Below are 11,674 nucleotides of genomic sequence, written 5' to 3'. Positions count from 1 at the left end.
GTGGCACGTGGGATCGGTGTGGGATCGCCGGTGTTCCCCACATCGTCCCATGCGGCATGGGTGAGCCGCGTTGGTGGAGCCGGCGAGGGCGATTCGAGTCGCGTCCGGCGCGGGTTCGGGGGCGGTGAGCCGTCCGGGTGTTTGTGGACCCGTTGATCACTGGTAATCTGATGGATCGCGTGTGGCGTACGTGTCTCTGCCACGCAAGTCAACGTCCGGACGGGCCCTCTCCCTGGATCGGATCCCGACCTAGTACTCAGAAGGCTCTTTCGTGGCGAACATCAAGTCCCAGATCAAGCGCAACAAGACGAACGAGATTGCGCGTCAGCGCAACAAGGCCGTCAAGTCGGAGCTCAAGACCTTCGTGCGCAAGGCGCGCGAGGCGGCCGAGGCCGGCAACGTCGAGCAGGCCGAGGCGCTCACCCGTCTCGCGGCCCGCAAGCTCGACAAGGCCGTCAGCAAGGGTGTCATCCACAAGAACCAGGCCGCCAACAAGAAGTCGGCGCTGGCGAAGCGGGTCGCGACGGCCAAGGCCTGATTCGCGGCACCCTTCACGGGGTGACATTCGAGCGATTGCGCTCGCAGTGACTTCGAAGGCGCCGTCCCCGGGATTCCGGGGGCGGCGCCTTTGTGGTGGGCGGCCTGTTCGTGGCAGGTGACCTGCCTCTGGTGGGCGGCCTGTCCGTGGTGGGAGCAGGGCGTGCTCCCGTCAGATGTTGCGGACCGTGGAGACCGTCACGACGGCCTTCTCCAGCGCATAGGCCGGGTCCGTGCCGCCGCCCTTGACCGCCGCGTCGGCGTCGGCGACGGCGCACAGCGCGCGCACGATGCCGTCGGGGGTCCAGCCGCGCAGTTGTTGGCGCACCCGGTCCACCTTCCACGGCGGCATGCCCAGGTCGCGGGCCAGGTCGTTCGGCCGGGCGTTGCGCGGGGCGGCGCCGACCCGGGCGATCTGCCGCACACTCTGCGCGAGCGCGCTGGTGACCATGACCGGCGCGACGCCGACCGACAGCGCCCAGCGCAACTGCTCCAGCGCCTCGGCGGTACGACCCTCGACGGTCTTGTCGGCCACGGTGAAGCTGGACGCCTCGGCGACCCCGCTGTAGTAGCGCGCGACCACTTCCTCGTCGACCACGCCGTCGGTGTCCGCCATCAACTGGCTGCACGCGGACGCCAATTCGCGCAGGTCGTTGCCGATCGCCTCGACCAGGGTGCGACACGCGTCCTCGGTGAGCGAGCGACCCGCGATCCGGAACTCGGAACGGGCGAACGCGACCCGGTCGCCGACCTTGGTGACCTTGGGGCAGGTGACCTCGCGCACGCCGACCTTGCGGACCGCGTCCAGGAGGTTCTTGCCCTTGGGCCCGCCGAGATGGGCGAGGACGAGCACGATCTCGTCGGCGGGATCGGCGATCAGCTTCTTGACCTCGCCGGCCAGGTCCGTCCCGAGGTCCTGCGCGGACCGGATCACGATCACCTTGCGCTCGCCGAACAACGACGGGCTGGCCAACTCGGACAACATCCCCGCCTGCAGTGCGCCCGGCGCGAGATCGCGCACATCGGCGTCGGGGTCCTGCGCCCGCACGGCGCGCACCACCTCGCCGATCGCCCGATCCACCAGCAATTCCTCGGCCCCGACGACAAGCGTCACCGGCGCGAGCGGATCATCCTGCATTCTCCTGGCCACCCGACCAAGCATCCCACGCCCGACGGACACGCCTCCCCCGCGTCGCCGGCGCACGGGGACGGGTGATGCGGGCGGGGCGCGGAGCCGATCCGGACGGGCCGAACAGGGGCCATGGGCGGCTCGTGTACCGCCCTCCGGGCAGCGGCGTTCGATGTACGCCCGATCCTCGTCGTACCGGGCGACATCGGCCGGCGCCCGCGCCGCGTCGGAGCCGGCCGGGCGGGGTGCGGGGGTGGGCTTGTGTGCGGGGTCGTGGTGGGCCGGGGGCGACGGCCGGTACCACCGCCGGGGTCGGAGCGGGAAGGCGGTCGGCGTGTGCCGGGGTGTCGGGGCCTCGGGCCACCGCGTCGAGGTGGGCGGGGGAGCCGGTCACCGCGATCGGGCCGTCGGTGTCGGTGCGCAGCAGGCGGGCGCCGGTGGCCGCGACCAGGGCGCGCGCGGACGGGGACGGATGGCCGTACGGGTTGCCCTTGCCCACCGAGACGAGCGCGAGGCGTGGATGCAATCCGAGCACCAGGCCCGGATCCTGGCGCGAGGAACCGTGATGGGCGACCTTGAGCACATCCACCCGGAGCCCGGCCAGCCGGTCCCGCAACGCCTCCTGGGCCTCGATCTCGGCATCCCCCGTGAGCAACATGCGAACGCCGTGCCGCTCGGCCAACACCACGAGACTCGCGTTGTTGGCCACCGATCCACCCACCGCGCTCCCCACCGGCAGCCCCCGAACCGGCGCCGACTCCCGTGCCCCGGGCCCGGCCCACGGGCGACCGGGAGCAAGGTCGCCCGCTCCGGTGATCGGAACCCCGACACCCGAGGTCGGCAACGCAGGCCCGCCGACCCGGGCGTCGGACACCCCGGGCACGGACACGTCGGCCCGGCGGATGGCCGGGTCGACCGAGTCGGTGATCCGCCGGCCGGACAACGGCAGCCGGGCGGCATCGACGCCCGAGGCGGCAACGAACTCGGCCGGGACAGCGGCCGGCGTGTCGAACAGGAGGCTGCGGGCGCCGACGGATCCGGCCGGCGCATCGGGTGACCACGACACCTCGGGGCAGGGGCACGAAGCCGGGCCGAGGGTGGCGGGGTGGGCCGCCCGGACGCCGGGCGGGAACGACGAGGCGGGTGCGGAACATGCGCCGCAGCCCGGGCCGGCCGGCGCGTCGAGTCGCGTCGGCGGGGCCGACCCGGGCTGCGAAGGAGGTGCCTGATCGGGCCTCCGGATGCCCGACGGGCCCGACGCCCGTGGTGGGGGCGGCTTCGGTTGCGAGGCGGGGGTCGGATCGCGGGGCCGGGTGGTCGGCATGTCGAGTCGGGGCGGGACCGCGGGCGGGGTCCCGGCGGAGCGTGGTGGTTCGGGCAGGTGGGTGGGAGGTGCGTCTCGGAGTGGGTCGGGGTTCGGGGTGCGTGGGCCGGGACGAAGGCGGAGGGCCGTCGGGGGTGGGGTGAGGGTTTGCCAGGTCAGGGCGGCTCGGCTGCGGCGTTCGGCGTCGGTGGGGGTGGACAACGCGATGCCGGCGGCGGTGGCCCAGCGGCGCACTCGGGCGACCTCGGCCATCGGTTCCAGGACCGAGGTGCCCTGGATCAGACCCACCGCGCGATCGCGCAACGCGCCCGGGAGGCCCTCGACATGGTCGGCGTGGAAGTGGCTGAGCAGGATCAGCGGCAGCCGCCGGATCCCGAGGTCGCGCAGGCAGCGGTCGACCGCGCGTGGATCGGGGCCGGCGTCGACCAGGACACCCGTGCCGGGACCGGCGTTGAGCACGATCGCATCGCCCTGGCCGACGTCGCACATCACCAGGTGCCAGTCCGGGGGCGGCCAGCCGGTCAGCGGGCGAACCACGGCCGGTGGACGCAGCAGGAGCACCACGGCGAGGAGCGCGAGCAACGCGCCGGTCATGGCGCGCGATCCGCCGAACGGGGTGGACCGCGGCCGACGCAGCGCGCGCAGCGTCGGCACGGCCGCAACGGTGATCGCGGCGAGCACCGCGCCGCCGAAGAGGCCGGTCGGCCAGGTGACGGCCGCACCGGGCAGCGCGGCGCCGGTGTGGGCCACGGTCACGATCCATCGGATCGGCCAGGAGCCCAGCCACGCCGCCGCCTGCGCGAGCGGCAGGCAGACCGGCGCGAGCACGAGGGCGACGAAGCCGAGGATCGTGGCCGGCGCGACCGCGAACTCGGCGAGCAGGTTGCACGGTACGGCCATCAGTCCGACCCGGCCGGCAAAGCTCACCACGAGCGGCCCGCACACGGCCTGCGCGGCCAGCGGCACGGCGACCGGGACCGCCGCCCACTTCGGCCAACCTCGGGCACACAGCCGCGCGGCCCAGTGCGGCGCGAGCAGCAACAGCGCCCCCGTGGCCAGCACGGACAGCGCGAATGCGTACGAGCGGGCCAGGGTCGGATCGAACAGCACCAGGCCCAATACCGCGACGGCGAGCGCGGGAAGGCCGCGCCGGGGCCGCCCGGTGTACAGCGCGGCCAGGGTGACCAGGCCCATCACCGCGGCCCGCAACACGCTGGGTTCGGGCCGGGCCACCACCACGAAGCACGCGACGACCACCGCGCCGGTGATCGGCAGCGCCCGACCGCGCAGTCCGCCGCGGCGCAGCACCAGCAGCACGAAGCCGAGCAGGATCGTGATGTTGGTGCCGCTCACCGCGGTCAAATGGGTGAGTTCGGTGGTCCGGAAGTCGGCTTCGAGGTCGGCGGGAAGCATGCCGGTATCCCCGACGACCAGCCCCGGGAGCAGGCCGCGAGCGGCAGGCGGCAGGTCCGCGCAGGCCGCGCGCAGGTGGGCCCGGAGTCGACCCGCGAAGCGCTGATGGGCTGCCGGAGCACCGGTCCGCTCCGGGGCGGATCGCACCAGGAGGAGGGCCTGCCCGCCCTTGCCCGGAACGAGGCGACCATGGGCGCGGATCGGCGTGCTCGGCAACAGCCCGAGCCAGGAGCCGGCCTCGGGACCGGTGGCCAGGACGGTGACGGGAGTACGAACTCGCGTACCACCCGGAACGCTTGCGCCCAGGGATCGGCCGGTTCCGCTCGCCGGGTCGGTCCGAGTCGACGAGCCGGGTGCGACGCGCACGTGGTCGATGCGGGCGGCGAAGACCGTGGGTGGCCCACCGAGTTCGCTGCCGCGGACCCGAGTGCCCCGGCGCTCCGGGTCGGTGCGTACGGTCAGCTCGACGGTGGCTTCGGCCTGCCGGCCGGCCGCGGCGGCGACCGGGCCGGCGTGGTCGGCGGCGGTGCGCAGGCCGGCCACCAGACCACCGGCCGCGAGACAGACGAGCACGACGGCCACCGTCGCCCGGCGACGGAAGGTGGGCAGCCGCGCGAGCACGGCGGCGCCCAGGACCGCGCCTGCGCTCGCCGTCACCGTGGCCCGGAGGGGCACCAGCGGCGCGATCCACGCCGCCGTCCAGACGGCGATCGCACCGGGCAGCAGGCGCGCATCCGCCGAACGCTCCCGCCGGCCGGCCCCGGTCGCCTGGCCATGGGCCATCAGGCCGCGGCCGTGTCGCGGTCGGGCCGGCACCGCCGCACGCCACGCCTTCCGTCGCACTTCCGCCCCGAGCCCACGGACGCACCGACACCGCCGAGGCCCGACCGAGGCGCACCCCCCGGCAGCGGGCCGGCCCGCCCCCGCCCGCCACCGCCCGGACCCACCGCACCGCCCACCGGCAGCGGGCGAATCCCGCCGTCCCGGCGGCGCCTCGTCGGGTGGGCCGCCGGCCCGCCCGCGCTCGCGATCGGCCCGCTCATACCCGGACCCTCGGCTTCAGGTCGCTGTACTTGCGGTCGCCGATGCCGCGGATCCGGCGCAGTTGGTCGACCGTGGCGAAGCGGCCGAGCAGGGTGCGCTGTTCGATGATTTGCCGGGCCAGAACCGGGCCCACGCCGGGGAGTTGCTCCAGTTGTTCGGCCGTTGCCGTGTTGATGTCGACGAGCGCGCCCGAAGGCGCCGAGCCGCCCGGCCCGGTCGAGGCCACCGGCACCGGCGCCGGGGCGCCCGGGACGCCGACCGGGACCTGTTCGCCGTCGGCCAGCGGGCGGGCCAGGTTCAACGTGGCCAGATCCGCCGCCGGCAACGCCCCACCGGCGGCCTGCACCGCATCCGCCACCCGCGCCCCCGGCGGCAACAACACCACCCCCGGACGCGCCACCTTCCCGGCCACATGCACCGTGATCGGCCCGGTCACAGGCACCGGCCCGGCAGCCGACGACGAAGCCGGCGCACCGGCCGACGCCGCGAAGCCCGACCCCGGACCCCCCGTCGCCTGCCCCACCGGAATCGCCGCCGGCGCCGCCACACTCTGCGGCCGCGCCCGCCACCAGCCGCCCACCGCGAGCGCGACCGCCACCAGCGCGAGCACCGCGACCGCGGCCACCGCGCGCCGATCCACCCCCATCCGAAGCCGGGCCGGCAGACGATCCGCGACCGCCTCGGCCACCCGCCGCGCGGAATCCGGCCCCCGAGGCCCCTCCGGCTCCCCCGCCCCGAGCAGCGCCGCGACCCGCTCGGCACCCGACCGCGGCAACGCCGAGGCCGCACGGCCGGGCGACGCACGCCCCGGCGAAGCCCGACCGGAGAACGAATACCCGGCGGACGAATCTCCGGCCGACGAAGACGACATCCCGGGCGACGAGAACCCGGGCGCGGCATATCCGGAGGACGAGTCCGGCACAGGAGACGGCGAAGGCGAAGGCGAGGAAAACGGCAACGAGGATCCGGGCATGCCCGAAAGCTAGGCCGCCCCGCTCACCCGCCCCCGCTCACCGCGGCCCCCTGTGCACAACCCGCCGGGCTGTGGAAACCAACCCCACCCACGTGGGTGACCCACCCCGCCCCGACAACGCCACCCCACCCGGCCCCGCCCGCCCCTCACCGAGGCGAAACCACCACCGCCAACAACCCCGGCCCCGCATGCGCCCCGATCACCGCGCCCACCTCGCTCACGTACAACTCCCCCAGCCCGGCCACCCGCTCCCGCAGCCGCCCCGCCAACGCCTCCGCGCGCTCCGGACTGGCCAGATGATGCACCGCGATGTCGACCGCCCCGGCCCCGGCCCGCTCCACCGCCAACTCCTCCAGCCGACTGATCGCGCGCGTCGCCGTACGAACCTTCTCCAACGGCCCGATCAACCCGTCGCTCACATGCAACAGCGGCTTGACCGCCAACGCCGTCCCCATGAACGCCGCCGCCGCCCCGATCCGCCCGCCCCGGCGCAGATACTCCAGCGTGTCCACGTAGAACAGCGCCGACGTGGTCTGCGCGCGCTTCTCCGCCGCGATCGCCGCCTCCTCCAGGGACGCGCCGTCCGCCGCCGCCTCCGCCGCGGTCAGCACGGAGAAGCCCATCCCCATGCCCAACGTGCGCGAGTCCACCACCCGCACCGGCACCTCGGCGTCCCGCGCCGCGAGCAGCGCGGCCTCGTAGGTGCCGGAGAGTTCGCGGGAGAGGTGGATCGAGACGATGCCCGTCGCACCCTTCTCGGCGAGTTCGCGATAGACCTCGGCGAACGTCTCCGGCGCCGGGCGCGACGTGGTCACCACCCGGCGCTGACGCAGCGCGTCGGTGAGTTGGGCGGGCGTGGCCTCGATGCCGTCGTCCAGCGGCCGTCCACGCAGGACGACCTTGAGCGGGACCACCACGAGGCGGTGCCGCTCCACGAGCTCCTCGGGCAGATAGGCCGTGGAATCGGTGACCACGGCAAGATCGGTGGGCATCGTCGGCATGAGCGGGCAACCACCCGGATGTGAGACGACAGGGGGGCGGGGTCGGTGTCTCGACTACCCCGTGTCGGGTCGCTGAGTCGAGACACCACATTCAATCTCGGTCACCATGCCACGCCCCGACGCGCGGGTGACGCGCGCGAGGGTGCGGCCGGCGCGTCCCGTCGTCGGGGCCCGCCGCCGGCGGCTGCTCAGGTCAACCGCTTGCTCTCGGATCGGCTCTCGTCCGCGTACGCGCGCAGGGCCGCGGCCTCGCGCTCGACGTCCGTGCCGAGCCGGTCCAACTCGTCCTCGCCCAGGTGGCGTTCGCGGTCCTGAACGGCCCACCGCAGCGAGGCTGCGGCATGCTCGATGCGATCCGCGCGCTCCTTGAGGCCGGGCAACTCGCGGGCGACCCGGTCCCGATCGGGCTCGCGCTCGACCATCTTGAGGTCCGTGTCCAGCGCCTTGGCGAATTCGTCCAGCCGGCGCAACAGCGCGACCGCGTCGGAGAGCTGCGCGTCGTGTGCGTAGCCCGCCTCCAGCACTCTCCGGGTCTGGTCCAGCGAGCGCCGCACCGACCCGCGCAGGCGCGCCGCCTCGCCCGCATCACCCGTGCGGGTATACGCACGAGCCTTGGACGTGGCGTCCTCCACGAGGCCGCGGACCCGGGGCGCGTGCCGGTCGATCCGGCGGCGCACCGCCCGCCGCATCATCGTGATCAGGCCCACCACGACGCCCACGAGTACGAGACACGCGAGCACACCGGCGCCCAGCACCACGCCGAAGGTCTCGGCGCCATCGGCCAACGAGTCGGTGGTCGCGGGAACGTCGGCGAGGGCCACGAGGCGTCTCCTGCCTGGTCGGGGCCGGAAGGTTTCCCCTCACACTAACGCCGCCGGGCGGCTTCGATACGCACGCGGCGGAAAACACCGCGTTCCAGACCGATCGTCACCGACCGGAAACGGTCCGGACACCGTCCGGAAATCGGCCGCCGCACAAGCCGGCCCGCACACCGTGAAGGCCCGACCGCACACCGCGCGCCCCCGCCGCACACCGCGAGAACCCGCCACGCGGGCCCACCGCGAAGCACGGCCCGCGCGCGGTCGGCCGCTCACCGAGCGAGCGGCCGACCCGCACCGACCGACCTACGCCGGAACGATGTTCACCAGCTTCGGCGGCTTGACGATCACCATCCGCACGCCGGCCCCGTCCAGCGCGGCCAGCACCACCGGATCGGCCAGCGCCAGCGCCTTCAGCTCGTCCTCGCCGATGCTCGGCGGCACCTCCAGGCGGGCCCGCACCTTGCCCTTGATCTGCACGACACAGGTGACCGTGTCCTCGACCAGGTAGGCCGGATCCGCCTGCGGGAACGCCTCGTAGGTGACCGTGTCGCCGTGCCCCAGCCGGGACCACAGCTCCTCGGCCACGTGCGGCACCAGCGGCGCCACCATCAGCACCAGCTTCTCGGCGATCTCGCGCGGCACGGCCGGCAGCTTGACCAGCGTGTTGTTCAGCTCGATCGCCTTGGCGATGGCGGTGTTGAAACGCAGCGCGTCCATGTCCCGCCGCATGCCGTCGATCGCCTTGTGGGTGGCCCGCAGCGTGGCCTCGTCGGCCGGCTCCTCGACCACGGTCGGCGCGCCGGTGTGCTCGTCCACGATGTTGCGCCACAGCCGCTGCAGGAAGCGGTACGAGCCGACCACCGCGCGGGTGTCCCACGGTCGGGAGATCTCCAGCGGGCCCATCGACATCTCGTACAGGCGCAGGGTGTCCGCGCCGTACTCCTCGGCCATCTGGTCGGGCGTCACCGAGTTCTTCAGCGACTTGCCCATCTTCCCGTACTCGCGGCTGACCGCCTGCTCGCCCAGGAAGAACTTCCCGTCCCGCTCCTCGACCTCGCTCGCCTCGACGTAGACGCCGCGCTCGTCCTTGTACGCGAACGCCTGGATGTAGCCCTGGTTGAACAGCTTGTGGAACGGCTCGGACGAGGACACGTGGCCCAGGTCGAACAGCACCTTGTGCCAAAAGCGCGAGTACAGCAGGTGCAGCACCGCGTGCTCGACACCGCCGACGTACAGGTCCACGCCGCCGGTGTGGCCCTCGTGCTTCGGGCCCATCCAGTACTTCTCGACCTCGGGGTCGACCAGCACCTCGGTGTTGGTCGGGTCCAGGTAACGCAGCTCGTACCAGCACGAACCGGCCCAGTTGGGCATGGTGTTGGTCTCGCGGCGGTACTGCCGGGGCCCGTCCCCCAGGTCCAGCGTGACGTTCACCCAGTCGGCGTTGCGCGACAGCGGCGTCTCGGGCTTGGTGTCCGCGTCGTCCGGGTCGAAGGTGCGCGGGCGGTAGTCGTCGATCTCGGGCAGCTCGACCGGCAGCATCGAGTCCGGCAGCGCGTGCGCGACGCCGTCCTCGTCGAACACGATCGGGAACGGCTCGCCCCAGTAACGCTGCCGGGAGAACAGCCAGTCGCGCAGCTTGAAGTTGATCGTGCCCTCGCCGATGCCGCGCGCGGCCAGCCACTCGGTGATCGTCCTCTTGGCCTCGACCACCCCCAGACCGTCCAGCGTGATGCCCGCGCCGGAGCTGTTCACCAGCTTCGCGTCGTAGGACACGAACGCGTCGGCCCACTCGGTGGTGTCGCTGATCGAGCGGTCGTCGGTGGGCTCGACCACGCAGCGGATCGGCAGCTCGAAGGCCCGCGCGAACTCGAAGTCGCGGTGGTCGTGCGCGGGCACCGCCATGATCGCGCCGGTGCCGTAGCCCATCAGCACGTAGTCGGCGATGAAGACCGGCACCCGCTCGCCGTCGACCGGGTTGATCGCGTAGGCGCCGGTGAAGACGCCGGTCTTGTCCTTGCCCTCGCTCTGCCGCTCGACGTCGCTCTTGGACCCGGCGAATCGGCGGTAGGCCGCGATCGCCTCGGCCGGCGTCGCCGCGCCGCCCGTCCACACCGCCGGGATGCCCTCGGGCCAGGCGTCCGCGACGATCGCGTCGACCAGTTCGTGCTCGGGTGCCAGCACCATGTAGGTGGCGCCGAACAGCGTGTCGGGCCGGGTCGTGAACACCTCGATCGGCGCCGCGTCGGTGGCGAAGGAGACCTTGGCGCCCTCGGATCGGCCGATCCAGTTGCGCTGCATGATCTTGATCGGCTCGGGCCAGTCCAGCTTGTCCAGATCGCCCAGCAGCCGGTCGGAGTACGCGGTGATCCGCATCATCCACTGCCGCAGGTTGGACTTGAACACGGGGAAGTTGCCGCGCTCGCTGCGGCCGTCGGCGGTGACCTCCTCGTTGGCCAGCACGGTGCCCAGACCGGGCGCCCAGTTGACCGGGGCCTGTGACACGTACGCCAGGCGGTACTCGTCCAGCACCGCCGAACGCTCGGTGGCGCTCAGGTCGGCCCACGCGCGCCCGTCCGGGGTGGCCCGGTCGCCCTTCTCGAACTGCTCGACCAGCTCGGTGATCGGACGCGCGCGACCGACGCCCCCGTCCGCGCCGGGCGCCTCGGGGTCGTACCAGGAGTTGAAGATCTGCAGGAAGATCCACTGCGTCCAGCGGTAGTAGGCCGGGTCGGTGGTGGCCACCGACCGGCGCTGGTCGTGGCCCAGGCCCAGCCGGCGCAGTTGCCGGCGCATGTTGGCGATGTTCGCCTCGGTGGTCACCCGCGGGTGTGTGCCGGTCTGGACCGCGTACTGCTCGGCGGGCAGGCCGAACGCGTCGTAGCCCAGCGTGTGCAGCACGTTGTACCCGGTCATGCGCTTGAACCGGGCGTATACGTCGGTCGCGATGAAGCCCAGCGGGTGTCCGACATGCAGGCCCACACCCGAGGGGTACGGGAACATGTCCATCACCATCATCTTGGGCCGCCCGGCGACCTTCTCCGGCTCGGCCAGCGGACCGGCCGGGTTCGGCGCCTCGTACGTGCCGTCGGCCTCCCACCGGTCCTGCCACCGCGCCTCGATGTCGCCGGCCAGGACGGCGTTGTAGCGGAAGGGCTCGGTCGGGGCGTCGGTGTTGCCGGCAGGACCCTGCGTCATCTCGGTCATCGTCCTCAACCATCGGGGTGTGGGCAGCCGTCGGCTGCTTCCGGTTTCGTCGCTTGCGCGAAGCGACCGTTTCTGGAAACGAAAAGACCCCTCGCTCAGGAGGGGTCGCCGCGCCGAGTCGGGTGGGAGCGGTCCTCCACCCGGTCTGCTCAGCGCGGCCCGGTAAGCAGCAGTACGGCACGCATGGCCTCAGGCTACCGCAGGTGACCCGGGGCCGGTTCGATCCGG

General features: G+C 73.2%; 7 protein-coding genes. 1 reads left to right on the top strand and 6 read right to left on the bottom strand.

Annotation, left to right across the window (positions count from 1 at the left end; translation table 11 throughout):
- Positions 1 to 271: 271 nt before the first annotated feature.
- The gene (rpsT, locus tag ACH4U8_RS16785; protein WP_078977364.1) at positions 272 to 538 is read left to right on the top strand and encodes a 30S ribosomal protein S20; all 267 of its coding nucleotides are present in this window, start codon (positions 272 to 274) and stop codon (positions 536 to 538) included.
- 171 nt (positions 539 to 709) lie between these two features.
- Here the strand turns inward: rpsT and holA are convergent, their stop codons facing one another.
- The 6 genes from holA to leuS all read right to left on the bottom strand — a co-directional run bounded on the left by holA (position 710) and on the right by leuS (position 11,446).
- The gene (gene holA, locus ACH4U8_RS16780) at positions 710 to 1,699 is read right to left on the bottom strand and encodes a DNA polymerase III subunit delta (RefSeq protein WP_395778894.1); all 990 of its coding nucleotides are present in this window, start codon (positions 1,697 to 1,699) and stop codon (positions 710 to 712) included.
- The gene (locus ACH4U8_RS16775) at positions 1,665 to 5,186 is read right to left on the bottom strand and encodes a ComEC/Rec2 family competence protein (protein WP_395778531.1); all 3,522 of its coding nucleotides are present in this window, start codon (positions 5,184 to 5,186) and stop codon (positions 1,665 to 1,667) included. The genes holA and ACH4U8_RS16775 overlap by 35 nt, the downstream gene beginning before the upstream one ends.
- Before the next feature lie 256 nt (positions 5,187 to 5,442).
- Positions 5,443 to 6,135 (bottom strand): helix-hairpin-helix domain-containing protein, encoded by a 693-nt coding sequence (locus ACH4U8_RS16770; protein WP_395778529.1) that lies wholly within the window; start codon positions 6,133 to 6,135, stop codon positions 5,443 to 5,445.
- A gap of 431 nt (positions 6,136 to 6,566) precedes the next feature.
- Positions 6,567 to 7,412, bottom strand: a complete 846-nt coding sequence (locus tag ACH4U8_RS16765) for a DegV family protein (protein ID WP_360304574.1) — start codon at positions 7,410 to 7,412, stop codon at positions 6,567 to 6,569.
- A gap of 197 nt (positions 7,413 to 7,609) precedes the next feature.
- The gene (locus tag ACH4U8_RS16760) at positions 7,610 to 8,242 is read right to left on the bottom strand and encodes a hypothetical protein (RefSeq protein ID WP_360304572.1); all 633 of its coding nucleotides are present in this window, start codon (positions 8,240 to 8,242) and stop codon (positions 7,610 to 7,612) included.
- 303 nt (positions 8,243 to 8,545) lie between these two features.
- On the bottom strand, positions 8,546 to 11,446 hold the full coding sequence (gene leuS, locus ACH4U8_RS16755; RefSeq protein WP_395778527.1) for a leucine--tRNA ligase: 2,901 nt from the start codon (positions 11,444 to 11,446) through the stop codon (positions 8,546 to 8,548).
- Positions 11,447 to 11,674 lie beyond the last annotated feature (228 nt).

It is taken from the genome of Embleya sp. NPDC020886 (assembly GCF_044333915.1).
Taxonomy (GTDB): domain Bacteria; phylum Actinomycetota; class Actinomycetes; order Streptomycetales; family Streptomycetaceae; genus Embleya.
This window is presented reverse-complemented; position numbering and strand designations above follow the sequence as displayed.